Source organism: Plectonema cf. radiosum LEGE 06105 (assembly GCF_015207665.1).
In the GTDB taxonomy this organism is placed as follows: domain Bacteria; phylum Cyanobacteriota; class Cyanobacteriia; order Cyanobacteriales; family Nostocaceae; genus Rivularia; species Rivularia radiosa_A.
In genome coordinates this window covers 1-16,296 of the sequence record NZ_JADEWL010000147.1, presented here as the reverse complement: position 1 = coordinate 16,296, position 16,296 = coordinate 1, and the positions used below count along the sequence as shown (strand labels likewise).

Annotated in this window: 18 protein-coding genes; 7 read left to right on the top strand and 11 right to left on the bottom strand. The window is 37.1% G+C overall.

All coding sequences use genetic code 11. The features are described 5' to 3' along the window. Positions 1-197 precede the first annotated feature (197 nt). Positions 198-1,892: an NAD-binding protein gene (locus tag IQ247_RS26920; RefSeq protein WP_193924664.1), complete on the top strand. Its 1,695-nt coding sequence runs from the start codon at positions 198-200 to the stop codon at positions 1,890-1,892. A 42-nt stretch (positions 1,893-1,934) separates the two neighbouring features. On the opposite strand, the gene IQ247_RS26915 is transcribed toward IQ247_RS26920, so the two are convergent. Together IQ247_RS26915 and IQ247_RS26910 are read right to left on the bottom strand one after the other, a co-directional pair. Further along, on the bottom strand, positions 1,935-3,173 hold the full coding sequence (locus IQ247_RS26915) for a PAS domain-containing protein (RefSeq protein WP_193924662.1): 1,239 nt from the start codon (positions 3,171-3,173) through the stop codon (positions 1,935-1,937). A 273-nt stretch (positions 3,174-3,446) separates the two neighbouring features. Continuing rightward, positions 3,447-4,235, bottom strand: a complete 789-nt coding sequence (locus IQ247_RS26910) for an HAD family hydrolase (RefSeq protein WP_193924660.1) — start codon at positions 4,233-4,235, stop codon at positions 3,447-3,449. A gap of 190 nt (positions 4,236-4,425) precedes the next feature. Here IQ247_RS26910 and IQ247_RS26905 point away from each other — a divergent pair, with 190 nt between their 5' ends. Next, positions 4,426-5,211 (top strand): hypothetical protein, encoded by a 786-nt coding sequence (locus tag IQ247_RS26905; protein ID WP_193924659.1) that lies wholly within the window; start codon positions 4,426-4,428, stop codon positions 5,209-5,211. A gap of 141 nt (positions 5,212-5,352) precedes the next feature. Here IQ247_RS26905 and IQ247_RS26900 read toward each other — a convergent pair whose 3' ends face one another. The 6 genes from IQ247_RS26900 to IQ247_RS26875 all read right to left on the bottom strand — a co-directional run bounded on the left by IQ247_RS26900 (position 5,353) and on the right by IQ247_RS26875 (position 11,095). Further along, positions 5,353-6,054, bottom strand: coding sequence for a DevA family ABC transporter ATP-binding protein (locus IQ247_RS26900; RefSeq protein WP_193924669.1), 702 nt, complete (start codon positions 6,052-6,054; stop codon positions 5,353-5,355). A gap of 102 nt (positions 6,055-6,156) precedes the next feature. Then, the gene (gene devC / locus IQ247_RS26895) at positions 6,157-7,308 is read right to left on the bottom strand and encodes an ABC transporter permease DevC (RefSeq protein ID WP_193924658.1); all 1,152 of its coding nucleotides are present in this window, start codon (positions 7,306-7,308) and stop codon (positions 6,157-6,159) included. A 65-nt stretch (positions 7,309-7,373) separates the two neighbouring features. Continuing rightward, on the bottom strand, positions 7,374-8,807 hold the full coding sequence (locus tag IQ247_RS26890; protein WP_228060072.1) for an HlyD family efflux transporter periplasmic adaptor subunit: 1,434 nt from the start codon (positions 8,805-8,807) through the stop codon (positions 7,374-7,376). Positions 8,808-9,597: 790 nt separating this feature from the next. Continuing rightward, complete coding sequence (locus IQ247_RS26885) at positions 9,598-10,335, bottom strand: phycocyanobilin:ferredoxin oxidoreductase (protein ID WP_193924657.1); 738 nt, start codon at positions 10,333-10,335, stop codon at positions 9,598-9,600. A gap of 194 nt (positions 10,336-10,529) precedes the next feature. Further along, complete coding sequence (locus IQ247_RS26880; RefSeq protein ID WP_193924656.1) at positions 10,530-10,868, bottom strand: type II toxin-antitoxin system PemK/MazF family toxin; 339 nt, start codon at positions 10,866-10,868, stop codon at positions 10,530-10,532. After that, positions 10,868-11,095, bottom strand: coding sequence for a hypothetical protein (locus IQ247_RS26875; protein WP_228060071.1), 228 nt, complete (start codon positions 11,093-11,095; stop codon positions 10,868-10,870). Before IQ247_RS26875 ends, IQ247_RS26880 begins: the two co-directional genes overlap by 1 nt. A 357-nt stretch (positions 11,096-11,452) precedes the next feature. Here IQ247_RS26875 and IQ247_RS26870 point away from each other — a divergent pair, with 357 nt between their 5' ends. Together IQ247_RS26870 and IQ247_RS26865 are read left to right on the top strand one after the other, a co-directional pair. After that, complete coding sequence (locus IQ247_RS26870; RefSeq protein WP_193924655.1) at positions 11,453-11,668, top strand: hypothetical protein; 216 nt, start codon at positions 11,453-11,455, stop codon at positions 11,666-11,668. Continuing rightward, entirely contained in the window at positions 11,668-11,928 is a 261-nt protein-coding gene (locus IQ247_RS26865) for a type II toxin-antitoxin system RelE family toxin (RefSeq protein WP_193924653.1), read from the top strand. Before IQ247_RS26870 ends, IQ247_RS26865 begins: the two co-directional genes overlap by 1 nt. Positions 11,929-11,947: 19 nt before the next feature. On the opposite strand, the gene IQ247_RS26860 is transcribed toward IQ247_RS26865, so the two are convergent. Next, complete coding sequence (locus tag IQ247_RS26860) at positions 11,948-12,622, bottom strand: ABC transporter ATP-binding protein (RefSeq protein WP_193924651.1); 675 nt, start codon at positions 12,620-12,622, stop codon at positions 11,948-11,950. A 357-nt stretch (positions 12,623-12,979) separates the two neighbouring features. Between IQ247_RS26860 and IQ247_RS26855 the strand changes: the two genes are divergently transcribed. From IQ247_RS26855 to IQ247_RS26845, 3 genes are all read left to right on the top strand, one after another. Further along, on the top strand, positions 12,980-13,906 hold the full coding sequence (locus tag IQ247_RS26855) for a Sll0314/Alr1548 family TPR repeat-containing protein (protein ID WP_193924650.1): 927 nt from the start codon (positions 12,980-12,982) through the stop codon (positions 13,904-13,906). A gap of 204 nt (positions 13,907-14,110) precedes the next feature. Then, positions 14,111-14,563 (top strand): DUF3531 family protein, encoded by a 453-nt coding sequence (locus IQ247_RS26850; protein ID WP_193924648.1) that lies wholly within the window; start codon positions 14,111-14,113, stop codon positions 14,561-14,563. A gap of 8 nt (positions 14,564-14,571) precedes the next feature. Next, the gene (locus IQ247_RS26845; RefSeq protein WP_193924646.1) at positions 14,572-15,003 is read left to right on the top strand and encodes an NUDIX hydrolase; all 432 of its coding nucleotides are present in this window, start codon (positions 14,572-14,574) and stop codon (positions 15,001-15,003) included. A 122-nt stretch (positions 15,004-15,125) separates the two neighbouring features. On the opposite strand, the gene IQ247_RS26840 is transcribed toward IQ247_RS26845, so the two are convergent. Both IQ247_RS26840 and IQ247_RS26835 read right to left on the bottom strand, forming a co-directional pair. Then, positions 15,126-15,671, bottom strand: coding sequence for a hypothetical protein (locus IQ247_RS26840; protein WP_193924644.1), 546 nt, complete (start codon positions 15,669-15,671; stop codon positions 15,126-15,128). 120 nt (positions 15,672-15,791) lie between these two features. Continuing rightward, on the bottom strand, positions 15,792-16,253 hold the full coding sequence (locus IQ247_RS26835) for a DUF4079 domain-containing protein (protein WP_193924642.1): 462 nt from the start codon (positions 16,251-16,253) through the stop codon (positions 15,792-15,794). Positions 16,254-16,296 lie beyond the last annotated feature (43 nt).

Genomic DNA, 16,296 nt, shown 5'->3' with positions numbered 1-16,296 from the left:
GATGGGGGGATGGGGAGATGGGGAGAGAAAATTCTTAATTCCTAACTCCTAACTCCTAACTCCTAACTCCTAACTCCTAACTCCTAATTACTTTTAATATCGTTAGTTCAGTTACAGTTCTTATGGGTGTAAGTGAGCTTGAATATGAATAAACCTTTTGTGAGCGCAGCTTTTCGTAGTAATTTTGCTGCTTTTATATGAAACCCAGAATTATTGTCTGTAATTTAGGACGCACTGGATATAAAATCTTTCGTTTGCTCAGACAGCAGGGAGCGTTAGTTGTTGGTATTCATCATCAAACCATTTCCGGTGAAAGAGCGGGAGATGTGATTGTAGGAGATTTACAGGCAGCTAGTACCCTTAAAGCAGCAGGGATTCAACAAGCAGATACTTTAGTTATCGCTGGAGGTGATGATGCATTAAACTTGTGGATTATGATGCAAGCGCGGGTGCTTAATCCCCGCATTCGGATAATCAACCGCTTTTTTAACACTAGTTTAGGCGAACGTTTAGATTACACTTTACCAGACCATTTGAGTATGAGTGTTGCAGGATTAGCAGCACCCGTATTCAGTTTTGCAGCATTAGGAAATAAAGCTATTGGACAAATAAAATTATTTAAACAAACTTGGCCCATACACGAAGAATATATTCATTCCTTCCACCCGTGGAACGGTCGTAAAATCAATGAATTATGGGAAGATCGATCGCGAATGCTAATTTATTATTTACCCGTAGAAGGTGATTTAGATTTAGTATCCGCAGTCATGTCTGGACACGAACTTCAAAAAGGCGATCGCCTAATTGTCGGTACTCAACCCCAAGTCCGTACAACTCGTAAATCATTGATTGCAAAACTGCTGAAAGTTATAACTAACTTACGTCAATTCAGACATCACGCTCAATCAGTGTTGGTAGGAGCGATGTTGTTAATGATGATTATTTCACTAGCAACTCTTACTTATATATCTACCGAACTGAATATGTCTGTGGTGGATGCTTTATATTTTTCTGTAGGTATGATTACGGGGGCAGGTGGTAACGAAGAAGTAGTAGAGCAAGCTCCTGATAGCATTAAGATATTCACCATTATCATGATGTTAATTGGAGCAGCGATATTTGGTATTTGGTATGCTTTGCTCAACGATTTTGTATTAGGAACTCGTTTTAAACAATTTTGGGATGCAGCAAGAGTACCCAGACGCAATCACTATATTGTCTGTGGCTTGGGTGGAATTGGCATCAAAATTGTCCAGCAACTTCATAACAGTGGACAAGAGGTTGTAGTAATTGAACCTAATAGCAATGGTAAATTTGTCAATACCGCTCGCAGTTTGGGTATTCCGACAATTCATGCTGATGCGAGCTTTCGAGAGACTCTCAAGTCTTGCAATGTAGCGAATGCAGCCGCTTTAATTGCCGTTACCGGCAACGATGCAACCAACATCGAAATTGCCCTCAAAGCCAAAGGATTATCACCAAAGATTCACGTAGTAGTAAATTATGCCGACCCCGACTTTGCTCGTATGGCACAGGAAGTATTCGATTTTGAAGCAGTCTTAAGTCCCGCAGAGCTTGCAGCACCTGCTTTTGCCGCCGCAGCCTTGGGTGGTAGAATTCTTGGCAATGGCATCACAGCCGATAGCTTATGGGTAGCTTTTGCGACAATAATTACACCGAATCATCCCTTTTGCGGTCAAAAAGTCAAAGAAGCAGCCATGTCTGCCGATTTTGTGCCTTTATATGTAGAAACCAATTCTCAAACTATTCACGGTTGGGAATTACTTGAAACCTGTCTCAGTGGTGGGGATATGCTATATCTAACAATGCCCGCAACCCGCTTGTATCAATTGTGGCGCTATACTCCGAAGATTAATGCTGTTAGTTATTGATTAGCAGTTGACAGTGGACAATTACCAATTACCAATTACCCATTACCCATTACCAACTTTTAACTTTTCTATCTCTTCGACTACACAAAGAAAATATTGCGGAATATTAAGGCGATCGCAAACTACGGAAATATTAGTTTTTACTTGTACTAACTGGCCATTTTTATGAATCAGTTGTTTTTGTATTGAGTTAGTATGTGTTTTATTATTCAGAATATTAAACATCAACTCAGTGAAAGAATTTAAATTATCCAAGTCTGTAATATCTTGCCAAGTTAAATCTAATAATTCTGACTCGCTATAACCAGTAATTTCGCAAAAACGGGGGTTAACCTCGATAAATTCCCCGGATAGTTTAATTTGATAAATTCCCACTGCTGCTTGCTCGAAAATAGCACAAAAACGTGCTTCACTTTCCCGTAAAGCATCTTCCGTCCATTTGCGTAGGGAAATATCTTCGACTACACCAAGAAAATAATCGGGTATCCCTTGTTCATTACGTACTAATGAGACACTAATATTAACCCATTGCTCTCGATTATATTTATTCGACTTACGAATAAATCGTTTTTCTAAAGAGTAGTTAGAAATCTCGTTACTAAATAGCTGTCGCAGATGCATTAATTCGGCTTCAATATCATCTTGATGAGTAATACTTTGCCAACTTATCTGTTTTAAAAATGATTCTTTATAACCTAACATCTCACAAAATCGCGAGTTGACTTGCATAAATTCACCGTAGAGGGAAACCTGATAGATTCCCACAGCAGCTTGTTCGTAAACAGCACGAAAACGGGCTTCACTTTCTGTTAAAGCTTGCTCTGCTGTTTTGCGTTGAGTAATATCCCGCGCTACCCACAAAACGGTTTTTTCAGAAATAGGAGAAATGCTAGCGCTAAACCAAAATTGATATTCTTCCTCTTGTAAAAGATAATCAAAATGTACGGTTTTTTGTGTATCTAAAGCCTGTTGAACTTGTTTTAAGTAAATTTTAAGGGTTTCTTCCTGAAAAAAAAGTTCCGCAGTTTGATTAATTAATTTGTTATTATTAACATCCTTATCCCTCGCGCAAGTTGGTAAAATTTCTACGTAAGACAAATTATTCTCTTGAATGCTTACCATTAAAATAATGTCTTGTATCGCCTCAATAATACCACGTAACTTAGCTTCAGAAGTACTTAATTTTTCTTCAAGTAATTTGCGATAGCGAATTTCTTTTTGCAATTCTTGATTTAATTTTTGATTATCGCTAGCGGCTGAAGAGTTTTCAGAGTTTTGCATAAATAAAAAGTTTCCATAAAATTATTGATAGTGACAAAATGTATTTCATCAGCAGCGTATATTTTGATTTATCCCACCAACAAGGAAGTTTCAAAACCACAAGTAGAAATATGTACTGCTATTAAATAATAATTACACCGGCTTTTATCTAATTACAAGTCGTATTTAAAACACAATACGGTTATTTCAAGAAGTCGGGTTTTTAAGATAAATATCTGTAATATCCTTACAATTCTCATAAAAAATCGACTTCTAACTCTTAACTCAAAACTCCTAACTCCTCATTTTTCTCCTAGCTTGCAAAATATAATCAGATAGTTCGCAAAAACCTTCACCTTCTTTCTTTTGGGTTATATAAGCTGGTTTATGCTGTAATTGATCAATATATTCCAACACATTAGCAACACCTACGGATACAGCAAAATAATTGCGATCAAACAAACTTTCATCATTAGGGCTATCCCCGACAGTAACAACTTGATCCGAGACATATTCCCCAAAATATTCTCGCAGCACTTGCGATAAACCTACAGCCTTATCTTGTCCCAAAGGTTTAATATGGCACTGAACATTACTATAAGTGAATCCCCAAGCTAATTCCTGACATTGATGCTGCATCGTTTGTAATGAAGTGTTATCTAAACCTGTAATATCAAAAGTCCAATCAGTAATCCGAAAACGATTATCGGATGATTCTTTAATTTGAGGAAAATTAAGCTTTAATTTCTCAAAAACAGTTGCTAAATTTCTTCGATGCTCGTCTAAGTCTGATATCGGTGTAATAGAAACCGCTTGTTTACTTATATATGAATAAAATAAACCTCCATTTTCTGCGATCGCCCCTACTACTGGTAAATAATATGCCAAACCGCTAACCCAACCAGCGGAACGTCCAGTAACAATTATGACTTTGATATTAGCTGCTGCTAAATCTTGCAAAGCTTGTAGCAGTGCGGGAGTGAATTTTCCCTCTGTAGTTAAAGTGCCATCCATATCCGTAGCCACAAGCCGGATTTTGGAAAAGCAGTCATGGGAAGGTTGAGGAAGAGATAAACAGGACATTTAGATCAGAATGCTTGAGTTAAAAAAGGCAAAGATGATTTTGAATTAATTTTGAATTAATTTTGAATTATTTTTGAAAGTTTGCAAACTTTGCGGAGAAATTTGCCAAGAAAATATAATCATATCGCAAAATACATCTGCAAATTTGGGCATCCTAGCAATTAGGAGTCCAATTTTGATTGTGCTTATTATGCCAACTTTAATCTTTTTTGCTCAATCCGATCCAGCAACAACCACAAACACATCTCAAACAGTACTTCTATCTAGGGATACTCTAGATAATCAATCACCTTCATTGCCAATTATCGTATCAGGAGGACTTACCTTAATGGTAATTGCTTTGATCATCTACGGCAAAATCAAAATCAGTAAACTAGAAAAAAAACTTCGGTTTGAAAAATTCCGCACACGAGAGTTAGAAAAAAAGCTGAAGCTATCTCTCCAAACAATTCGTAAAATGGAAACAAACCCCGATTTGATTAACTCACGGGAATTCAATCTCGATTATTTACGAATGCGGATGGAAGAAGAAGTCTTCCACTTCGCCATTGTTAATCAGATCAAAATTAAAATCAAAGATAAAATTACTCAAGCACTACGTCCAAACCACGCTCAACAAGGAGTTGTCGGAATCGCTAGTAGCGCGGCAAGACAGGTAGATGAAACTTTTGATGTAGAATATGAAACTGGATCTACCACAAATAATGGGAAACGAGTACTGTTTCGTATTCAAATTAGATTAATGAAATTGCCTACACAAGCGACTTCAGCTACTATCAGCCAATTAATTGATTGTGTAGAAACTTACCTAAGTCCCGCAGAAGACCACGATACTTGGCAACCTACAATTCAAGGTAGAATTGCTTTTATGCATTGGGATCAAAAAGCCAAACCTACACCTTTATTAGTATTAGAGCAATCTAATGAAGGAGTTAACGTAACTTTTCGTACTAGTCGTCCCGGCAATATTACATAATTATTAGTTATCAGTTATCAGTTAACACTCAATTTTAGATTTATGATTTAGACTTTTAGATTAACTATTAGCATCAATTTAGGAGCATAAATTTATAAAATTGACATCTTTCCCGTCCAAAATCTAAAATCTAAAATTCCTTTAGCTATTAAATGTTAGCTGTTCGCTATTTAAAATACCATCTTCCATATTAATAATCCGGTCTGCAATATCTAAAATACGACTATCATGAGTTACTAACAAAATAGAAGTTCCTTGTTCTTTAGCAAGGTGCTGCATTATTTCTACAACATCCCTTCCAGATTGTTTATCCAAAGCTGCTGTAGGTTCATCAGCTAATACTAATGGAGGATTATTTACCAAAGCACGAGCAATAGCTACTCTTTGTTTTTGACCTCCAGAAAGATTATCAGGAAAATAATCAATTCGATTTGCTAAACCCACCGACCTTAAAATATCTTCGGATTTAGCAATAGCTTCTCTTTGAGAAATAAACTTATTTAATTCTGCTGCGATTTGTACGTTTTGTCTAGCAGTTAAAAATTCTAGTAAATTATGTGCTTGAAAAATATAACCGATATTTCGTCGCGTGCTGACCAATTTTTTCGGACTAGCTCGATAAAGTTCTTCTCCCAAAAACTTTAGACTTCCTTCTTGTACCGAACGTAAACCACCGATTAGGCTAAGTAAAGTTGTCTTACCCGAACCAGAAGGTCCCGTCATAATAACTATTTCACCTGGATAAATATCCAGATTTATATCATACAAAATCTGTTTTTTTAGCGAACTTTTTCCATAGTAGTGATTGAGATACTGAATTGAGATAACAGGTTCTTTTTTCATCATAAATGTGTTAATGGATAGTTGTTGGTTGATGCTTGATGGTTGATAGTTGATAGTTGTTGGTTGATGCTTGATGGTTGATAGCTGATAACTGATAACTGATTAAAAAATATCTGCGGGGTCGGCTGATTTCAATTTTTTGACGGCAATTATACCCGAAATAAAACACATTAAAATAGTTAAAATTAGTACCATAATGGCTCTACTACTACTCATAAAAACTGGTAAAAGAGTAGCGGTTCTTGCTTGTTTGTATAGAAATAAAGCAAAAGCTAATCCGGGTAAATATCCCAATACAGCCAAAATCAAAGCTTCTTGAAGAATTACAACTAAAAAATAATTATGTGAATATCCAATTGCTTTGAGAGTAGCATATTCAACTAAATGGTCTGAAACTTCCGTATAAAGTATTTGATAAACAATCACAGTTCCCACAATAAAACCCATGATTGTTCCCAAAGTAAAAATAAAACCAATAGCCGTACTACTAGCCCAAAAGTTTCTTTCAAAATTAACAAATTCTTCCTTAGTGAAAACTTTAACATCAGTATTTAAATAGCTTTTCAATTGTTCAGCAACAAGCTTTGGATCTGAACCGGGCTTGAGTTTAACTAAACCAATATCAATTAATCCTGGCTGACGATTTAGAAAAATTCTCAGAAAATTAATATCGCTAGTGATTAAATTACCATCTGCTCCAAATGAAGCACCTAAAGTAAATAATCCTCCCACTTTAACTAATTTTCTTCTAACTTCTGCCGTCACCTCATCACCTTGTTCAAATTGAGTTGCAATTGGTCCATACTCTTGTCGAGAAGAACGGTCATATAACACTACATTTGGTAATTGAATTTTATCTAAATTTTCTTGAACACCAGGAAGTTCAAATACATTCTGTTGTGGATTCATTCCGATGACTAAAAGATTTCGAGGAATACCAGTTTGTGGATTTTTCCAACTTGTGTAGTCTACATATATTGGGTGTACTGACTCCACAGACTTTAAATCTAGAGCTTGGTAAAGCCGGTTTTGAGAGAAGGTTTTCATCGACAATAAAGCACTTGACTGACTATTAATTAAAACTATTTCTCCTTGCAAACTATGATGAAAACGAACGTTACTGTAATACAAAGAATCGCGAAAACCAAGCTGCATAAACATCAAAACATCAGCAAAAGCAATTCCTGCTAATGCTACTGCTAAACGAGAAGCTTCGCGCTTAAGTTGTAACCACGCTAGAGGTAATTTTCCCATACTAAAAAGTTGACCTTTGACCTTTAACCTTTGACCTTTGACCTTTAACCTTTGATCTTTAACCTTTAAATCTGAATAGTCGCAATCACTTTCGCATTGGTTAAACCTGCTACTCTCTCTGAATCTTGTTCGGATAGAGAAATCTTGACTTCCACAACTCTGGCATCTACATCTGCTGCTGGGTCGTTGTTTAGTACATCTTTTTTGCCTATTTTTCTCCCAATTTCAGACACAGTTCCCTGTAGTTGTCCGCTAAATGCTCCATTGTCACTGACTATGGAAGCTAGCTGTCCAAGACGCACTCTACCAATACCCGCTTCAGGAACTTCAGCCACAACAATCATTTCATCGGTACGCCCAATTTCAGCAATACCCTCAGCACTCATCGTTTCTCCTGCTTGGGTATGTATTTCTAAAATTTCTCCTGCAATTGGTGCAATGACATAACTCAACTTCATATCCGCTTCCGCTTTTCTCATTTGCGCGATCGCGTTACCAACTTGAGCTTGTGCCATTTGAGCGTTGCTAGGACGAATTTCTTCAAGTCGATCTAGATTTGCTTTCTGTTCTTCTATTTGTCTTTGTAAAGTTGTGATGGTTTTATTTTGATTTGCTGCTGCTTCTACAAGCTGTTGTCGCAGTACTTCTATAGTTTTTCCTCTATCTGCTGTCGCTTGAGCAAGCTGCTCTCGTAAACTGGCTATTGCTTGTCTGCGGCTAGCTTGACTTTCTATTAATTGCTGAGTTGCAGTTTGTGCGGTAAGTTGTCTTCTATCGCGTTCTTGTTGAGAAATGGCACCTTGTCTATACAATTGTTCGTAACGTTGGGCATCAACTTGAGCATTTTTAGCTTCCGCTTGCACCCTCGCTACCGTTGCTCTGAGAGAATCTTGTTGTCCTTCTAATTCCACAGATAAACGATTTACTGTTGCTTGTTGAGAAATAGTTTCTCCACGCAATTGCTCTTGTAAGCGAGCAATTGTTGCATCATTAGCCTTTTGTTCACCATTTAATTGTGCTTGCAAGCGAGCGATAATCGCTTTCTGAGCTTGAATTTCTCGTGGTGAACCCACCTTCACAATAGTTAGATTCGCACGGCTTTCTTGAATTCGGGCTTTTGCTTGTTCTACCGCAGCTTGACTACCTGCAAAACTATCTAAAACTGCAATAACTTGACCTTTCCTGACTTTTTGCCCTTCTTTGACCAACATTTGATCTACCCGTGACGTACCTTGTATCCCTGTTGGTGCAGACAGTTTAATCACTTCTCCTTGAGGTTGCAAACGTCCGATTGCATTGACGCTATTTACTACTGGTGCGGCTGGTACTTGTGTATTAGCCTTTTCTAATTGTTCCATTCTGGCTTTAGTTAGTACCCCAGCAGTAATCGCTAACGGTACTGCTGCTGCAATACCCCACCACAATATCGATTTACCAGGTGGGCGCTCTCTTGGTACTGGTTTCTCACTCACCCTTGACATAATATCTTGTTGCTCCATACTTTTAATTTTGCTGAGGGAAAATAATGGTAATAATTAATTCCATCTCCAGCATTGAAGTTGTTAAAAATAATCAATGATTCGCTAACAATAAATCAAAAAAATCGGTAATTTTAAAAAACAACTAATCTTACATATGCTATGTATTTGCTGTTTATTTAATCACAAATCGTAATAACTGTTAAATTGCATGATGAAATTATCCTAGTTAGCTGATAGCTAAAATTATCAAATGTGAAATTTTATATTGATATTTTTCTAACCTTTTTTTTGTGTTAAATGACAATGTTTGAGAAAAATTTTCCAGATTAAAGTAGAAAATCTTCCAAATCAGCAATATTATCTATTACAGCAATAATAAAGTAATCAAACTAATCTTGATCTAAATCTAGAACTTATGATTCATGAATAGTAATATTTGCCTAAAAATAATCATTCAAAATAAATTCAATAAGTATTACTGGATATTGACTTCTTATACTTCGCACACCTAATTTTTTAATTTTCTATAACTATATTTTATTTAAGCTAAATAAATTCTACATTCGTAGCCTAAATTAAAAGGTAACAGAATCTACAGATGAGTAATACTATTTCGATACCTAAATAACTTGATTCTAAATGCTTCCAATTAAATATAAAACCTAAAACCGGCTTTTCAATCCTTTCTTAATAAGGAAAGGGAAGCCGGACACAGAGTAAGGTTTTAAATGTATTAGTTATAAATATTTATGACATAAAAAACCCGATTTGTTCAAAAAACCGGGTTTGTGGAATTATCAGAAACAATTTAGGAAGGAACATCAAATAAAACAGTTGTCATATAATATTCAGCCCAATCCGAACCAAAAGCTTTTTCTAAAACGCGACGAGTTTTATCATTTTGCTGTTGTTTAGTACAGTAATTTAATTGTCTTTCAAGCAGTTTACTTGCTGTTTCCGATGAAACTGTTTTGGCATTAACAGCATTTTGACAATGAATTTCTAAAAAGTTTTCTACCCGTAAAAGAAACATTTGTTCTTCTTCAAAAGAACCAGGACGGACAAAAATGCAAAACTCAGAAAAAATGTCTCCCCATTCAGGTAAATCGCGGGGTTGAGAGAAATTCAGTGTGGGTAACGCACCGAGAGCAGTATTGTAAGTAGATGGCAAAGTACCATTCATATTCAGCGGAGACAAATCGGCGATCGCCGCACTAATTTGACCCCTACCCCCTACCAAATCGCAACCAAACATCGGTAAGTCATATTCCGGACGAGGAAACATCACGCAATGCAAAATATCCAGCATTTGACCAACTTTTGCCAGTTCCATATGCAGCTTGCGAAACTGAGTCGTTTGATAACAGCGATTTTCAATTGTGAGTTTTTCACCTTCTAACTTACCTTCCACATACCCCAACTCAGCAGGTAAATGATAAGCAGATAAATCCAAATGTTGATGCCAAACTTTTTCAATACAATCAGCTAACCGATGAATTAGGGGATGTTGTTGCTCGCGTAGCGAAGAATTAGTTACGGACGACATATTAGAACCAACAAATGTTATCTAATAGTCAGTTTATCGCGATCGCACTCAAGGGCGGTTTATCAGTTATCAATAAATAATTAACGACCAAGCTCTCCGAACACAGACAATCTTTGCGACTCAAACAACTATATTGAAGCGTTTTGGTGCAGCAACTTATTATACTGCGTTTAAATAAAATAGATGACCATCTTTCAAGGAGCATCAAAGTCAGCAAGCGATGTCTTAAGACATATGCGAACTTCTTGCCAATCCCGCTCTGATAAGTGACCAATCAAAACTGGATTCGCCGATTGGGGAAGAGTTACTATAAAACAACGAAATGCAGAACTAACTCTTAAACCTGCTGTTTCCCAATCCTGAAGCACGTAGTCAGTTACTCCAAGTCCAGTTGTTTGGCTAGTTATAAGGGCAACAATTATATCTGGACGGTTTGTGTGATAGGTAGCTGACGATAAAACAAGAGCCGGACGGTGTTTAATACTAGTAACACCCGGAAAATCCACTGTTACAACATCACCAGCATCAAACATTACTCAACGGTTTCCTCATCTTCAGGAAATAATGTGGCTGCGTATTGCAATGAGAAATTATTAAGATCGATTATATCTCGATCTGTCCAGCGATCGCTTCGATCAATAACAGATGAATCTTGCTCAACTAATTCATTCAAAATAAGAGTTGCTAACCGTAAGCGTTCTGTTGGTGGAAGGGTACGAACGACTTGAATATAGACGGATTGTGCAGAAGTTGGCATCATACAAAATTATCTGAATTTTTATCTCCCAAGTGTAACACTTACGTCATTTATACCTTCCTTGTTCATTGAGATTTTAGACTGATACCCTAAGAACTGACCAAAAATAGTTGACAAAAACCTTAAGTATATAACTAGCTTTGTATTATAATGATACACAGTAAAAATACTTGAGTGACAGGGAGTACAAGGAATGTGATATTTATACTTCCGTACACAACCGTGGTAATAAATCTTTTCTCTAACGAGAAGGCTTACGCCGGGAGTAGACCTTTGGATTGATAATTTACGTATGTAATTAGCCTGTGACGATTCTTATGACTTGTCATAATATAAGAATCCACCATGATTTAATAATATATGCAAGTTAAAGATTTAACGGTTGAAGAACTTAAGCTTCTGATCCAAGAAACTGTTGCCGAAACGCTTCATACTCTGTTAAGTGATCCTGACGAGGGAAAACAACTAAAACCACAAGTAAAGCAACAACTACTCGACTCTCTGGAGAGAACCCAGGCTGGAGAACGGGGAATTCCAGCTTCTGAAGTGGCAAAAAAACTCGGACTGGCTTGGTGATGGGTTACAACGTTGAATTTACACCAACAGGCATTGATAGTTTGGAAGGACTTTCACCAACTATTCAAGAGCGTATCCTGCGTAAAATTCGTTGGTTGTCAGAAAACTTTGACGATATAACCCCTCAAGCTTTAGGTGCCGATTTGAGTAATCTTTTCAAACTCAGAGTTGGTGATTACCGAGTTATCTATTCCTTCGATGCCGAAGCGCAAATTATGACAATTCATAAAGCTGGACATCGTAGAGATGTTTACGATTAAAAGAATTGATCGCTTCCTCCTAAACCGCTGCTTCCGATTCTTTAACTTTCGCTTTCAGCGCATCTGGATCGACGGATTTTAATTCTCCATGATTAAGAGTCCAACAACTATCGGCAATTGGTAATAAATCTCCTGCATCGTGAGTAACTACCAACAAAGTCCAGTGTTCTTTTAATTTTGCTAATAAATTTACCAGTTGACGACGCATCGACCAGTCTAAACCTGCTGTAGGCTCATCTAATAATAATAAATTTGGTTGACGAATTAGCTGTACTGCCAAAGCCAAACGTCTCTGTTGTCCACCGCTTAAAGCATAGGGTGCGGTTGAAAAAGGTAAATGTTCTAATCCCACTTCGCTTAATGCGTTTCTAACTCGTTCTACTCCTAATTCCGGATGCCCTAAACGTAACTCTTCTAAAATCGTACCACCGCAAAAATGACGCTCTGGGAATTGAAACACCAAACCAGCTAATTGCTGCATTTCCTCGGCTAATAGCTCTTGTTCTCGCCAAAATAGCGAACCCGATGTCGGTTCTGCTAACCCAGACAAAATTTCCAATAACGTACTTTTTCCAGAACCACTCGGTCCGATAATTAAACCTAGTTGTTGGGGGGCTAAATCTAAATTAATTGATTTGAGAATCGAATTTTGACTAGCTGTTGGATGATAAACTAAATTTCTGAGATGAAGCATTTGTTAATTTTACTGAAAATCAGCCATTAATTAAATACACAATTAAATACACAATTAAATACAAGCTTTGCTAAAGACAAGCTTCTGAAAAATCCTCAAATCACAAAGGCAACAAATATTATTTACCGATACACCATTTAATCAGCGACTTGATTAATTTTCCTAGACAAGTTCCCTAATCCCTAATATTAATATTAGTAACAAAAAAGCCTGGGAACCGCTTCAAATTTCTCCAGTCAAATTATTTATCAAAATTTCTAAAATTTGTATATGAATCTACAAGGGATATGAATAAACTATTTAAGTAATTATAAGTAAGATATTAAACTCATTCAACAGTATTAATTCTGAAGTAAAATGACTAAAAAATTTTCTATTTCCAGAGCAACTACCTCCAAAAAACTTGTACACTTCGCTAAAGCTGCTTTTACAAGCGTCATAGCATTAAGTGTATTTATAAATCCAACTATAGCCGCAGATCCCTTTCCTCGCAGTCAACCGCGTGATATTGGCGATAACACCGAAGCTGCATTTAAAGCAATCTTCGAGAAAGGCAACTATCAAACAGGAGAAAAATATCTCCAACAGGCAATATCAAAGGAGCCAAATGAACCTCTAGCTTATGCCATGCAGGCATCTTTAGCTTATATTAAGCAGGATAATCAAACATTCTTAACTTATAGCGCAAAGACTTTAGATACAGCACAAAAATTAATCTCCTCAGACCCATTGCGTGGTAATTTATACGCAGCTGTCGGCCATTTTTTAGAAGGAGCTGTAATTCTTACCCGCGAAGGAACAGTTAGCGGCGCACCGAAAGCACTAAGTAGACTGCGAGAAGTTTATAAGCATTTAGACAAAGCCGAAGCCATTTCTCCTCAAGATCCAGAACTCAATTTAATCAAAGGTTACATGGATTTAATGCTGGCTGTAAATTTACCTTTCACCAATCCCCAACAAGCAATTGAGAGATTGGAAAAAAATGCAGGTCCTGAATATTTAGTAAATAGAGGTATAGCTATAGCTTACCGAGACTTAAAAAACTATCCCCAAGCCCTAACATACGCAGAACGCGCCCTCAAAATAGCACCTGATAATCCAGAACTTTATTATCTCAAAGCCCAAATCCTCCGCGAACAAGCCAAAAAACAGCAAGATCCGCAAATGATGCAACAAGCACTTGCTCTTTTTAACCAAGCACTAGCGAAAAAATCCCAACTACCTGCAAGTTTAGTAAAACAAATAGAAAGCGAACAGCAAGGAACAACACAAAATCTTAAATAGGTAATGGGTAATGGGTAATGGGTGATTGGTAATAAACAACTGTCAACTGTCAACTCATAACTCTTATCCCCTAATCCAAAATCCAAAACCTGTACTGAGCGAAGCGAATGTATCCAAAATCCAAAATCCAAAATCTAAAATCTAAAATCCCATAACTTCTTCTAAAATAACTTTGTGTAAAAGTAGCCTGGATATTGAAATCAAATGAAGATAGAATTTCGTGAGATTAATCCTTTTGATGTCTGGATTTGGCTGAAATTTAGCACGGTTCCTTCCGAGCGTGAAAAGCAATTTGTAGAAGAACTTTTTAATTCTTGGTTTTACTTAGGTAAATTAGGTGCTTTCAACGCCGAAAATCTCCAAGTACAAGATACCGGAAACGATATTAGCTATTTAAATTATGACCAAGATGGTTATCAAAATAGCTTGTTATCCTTGATGCATAATATGGGCGAATTTGAATACAACGGTGATTGGGGACGGTGTTGGCTTGACTTAGGAACTTCCGACGCGATCGCCATTGATATTCTCATGAACGCTCTCATTCAGCTTGGTCAAGAATACGTCACCATTGATGAAGTATATATTGGCGGCGAAAATGCAGATTGGTCTATTGAAGATAGTGATAGTCGTCCTTCGTTTATTTACGATAATTAGGAAAAATAATGTATAAAGAAGGTAAAATACGCGTTCTTGCTCTAGGGCTAATCCGAGATAGCAACAATCGCACTTTTGTTTCCGAAGGCTACGATCCAGTAAAAAAAGATAAATTCTACCGTGCAATGGGTGGGGGTGTTGAATTTGGTGAAACCAGCAAACAAGCCCTCCAACGCGAATTTCAAGAAGAAATCCAAGCAGAAATAACTAACATTCGCTACCTAACCTGTTTAGAAAACATATTTACTTTCCAAGGAAAATCAGCCCACGAAATCATTCAACTTTTTGAATGTGACTTCGTGCATCCCAAATTTTACCAACAGGAAACAATCCCATTCAACGAAGGAGAGCGAGAAAAAACAGCACTTTGGATAGATATCGGAACTTTCAAATCTGGCACACTTAGGTTAGTTCCGGAGCTATTTGTGGATTATCTCTAATGATTTAGGAGATGGGTAATGGGTAACGGGTAACGGGTAATGGGTAGTGGGGGAATTTTGATGGATACGCTACGCGCTTAACTTTCAACTACATACTTCAATTACCAATTACCAATTACCAATTACCAATTACCAATTTTCGTTGCAGTTAAAATTGTCCAACCATCAACCAAAAACATCAACAAGGTAAAAGTTAGCAAAATTAGATACATCCACGGTTGCGCCAATGGATAAACATCCGTAGTATCAATACCCGTTTTTTCTTGTACAATTCTTACCAAACGGGCGAATCCTGCGACACGCATTGGCAGCAAATAAGCTTTCTCATCTTTACTCAGAAAATAGTAAACTATACCACCTTGTCCCGTAGTACGTGGCTTTAATTGTTGTACCTCCGACCAAGGTAAAGACCAGCCCTTGCGGAAAAGCTTTGGTACCCAAGCAGCATAAACAACCTGAATTCCTTGTTCATTTAATATTACCCGTTCGGTTAAAACTGCGTATAAAATTACAAAACCACCTACAATACCTACCCAAAGTAATGCAGACGGTACTGGCGCATTAGTTACATCAGCAAGGACAGGTAAAGGTAACGTCAACGCTACATACAAACTCAAAAGCGTAATCCTAATTAAAGGAGATAGCCGAAAAATAGAAGAGGTTTCCATTACAAATTGTGAATTCAGGTGCCAATATTAACGATAATTGTCAATTGTTTTACAATTGACAATTACATAATAGCGATGAAATAAATACCTTTAACCCTTAACCTTTAACCTTTAACCTAATTACGGTAAATACCTTTGCACTACAGTCCAACCACTTAAAGAAACCCACGCAAATACAAAAAATAGAACAATATTCGTACTAACGTGAATGCATCTAGCCCCAACCCAACCAGTACGAATCAAAATCGCACTTCCAGCAGATATCAAAACTAATAACACCGTAATTAACCCAGCAATTAGATGCTGCGAATGTCCCAAAGAACCATATTCACCTAAAGTACCGATAATACCAATACAGAGTAGCAATATCACTAAAGTAACCATAGTGATACCCATTACATAATGGAATATGCGTAGTCCAGTGTAATCCTCCGGAAACAGCGTTCCGAAGCGACGATTTGCGGATGTTCTAGTACGAAACATCCAAATACCCGTTACCGCTAATAGTGAATAAGCTAGTAACGACAATCCCATAGACCACGCCGCAATTTTCCACAACCAAATAAATGAAGGTAAATCCATATTTAGAATTGTAGATTGAAGCGGGGACATATGGGGGGATGGG

Coding starts and splice junctions, on each gene's coding strand:
- IQ247_RS26920 (WP_193924664.1), top strand. CDS start 198: ATGAAACCCAGAATTATTGTCTGTAATTTAGGACGCACTGGATATAAA.
- IQ247_RS26915 (WP_193924662.1), bottom strand. CDS start 3,173: ATGCAAAACTCTGAAAACTCTTCAGCCGCTAGCGATAATCAAAAATTA.
- IQ247_RS26910 (WP_193924660.1), bottom strand. CDS start 4,235: ATGTCCTGTTTATCTCTTCCTCAACCTTCCCATGACTGCTTTTCCAAA.
- IQ247_RS26905 (WP_193924659.1), top strand. CDS start 4,426: ATGCCAACTTTAATCTTTTTTGCTCAATCCGATCCAGCAACAACCACA.
- IQ247_RS26900 (WP_193924669.1), bottom strand. CDS start 6,054: ATGAAAAAAGAACCTGTTATCTCAATTCAGTATCTCAATCACTACTAT.
- devC (WP_193924658.1), bottom strand. CDS start 7,308: ATGGGAAAATTACCTCTAGCGTGGTTACAACTTAAGCGCGAAGCTTCT.
- IQ247_RS26890 (WP_228060072.1), bottom strand. CDS start 8,807: ATGGAGCAACAAGATATTATGTCAAGGGTGAGTGAGAAACCAGTACCA.
- IQ247_RS26885 (WP_193924657.1), bottom strand. CDS start 10,335: ATGTCGTCCGTAACTAATTCTTCGCTACGCGAGCAACAACATCCCCTA.
- IQ247_RS26880 (WP_193924656.1), bottom strand. CDS start 10,868: ATGTTTGATGCTGGTGATGTTGTAACAGTGGATTTTCCGGGTGTTACT.
- IQ247_RS26875 (WP_228060071.1), bottom strand. CDS start 11,095: ATGATGCCAACTTCTGCACAATCCGTCTATATTCAAGTCGTTCGTACC.
- IQ247_RS26870 (WP_193924655.1), top strand. CDS start 11,453: ATGCAAGTTAAAGATTTAACGGTTGAAGAACTTAAGCTTCTGATCCAA.
- IQ247_RS26865 (WP_193924653.1), top strand. CDS start 11,668: ATGGGTTACAACGTTGAATTTACACCAACAGGCATTGATAGTTTGGAA.
- IQ247_RS26860 (WP_193924651.1), bottom strand. CDS start 12,622: ATGCTTCATCTCAGAAATTTAGTTTATCATCCAACAGCTAGTCAAAAT.
- IQ247_RS26855 (WP_193924650.1), top strand. CDS start 12,980: ATGACTAAAAAATTTTCTATTTCCAGAGCAACTACCTCCAAAAAACTT.
- IQ247_RS26850 (WP_193924648.1), top strand. CDS start 14,111: ATGAAGATAGAATTTCGTGAGATTAATCCTTTTGATGTCTGGATTTGG.
- IQ247_RS26845 (WP_193924646.1), top strand. CDS start 14,572: ATGTATAAAGAAGGTAAAATACGCGTTCTTGCTCTAGGGCTAATCCGA.
- IQ247_RS26840 (WP_193924644.1), bottom strand. CDS start 15,671: ATGGAAACCTCTTCTATTTTTCGGCTATCTCCTTTAATTAGGATTACG.
- IQ247_RS26835 (WP_193924642.1), bottom strand. CDS start 16,253: ATGGATTTACCTTCATTTATTTGGTTGTGGAAAATTGCGGCGTGGTCT.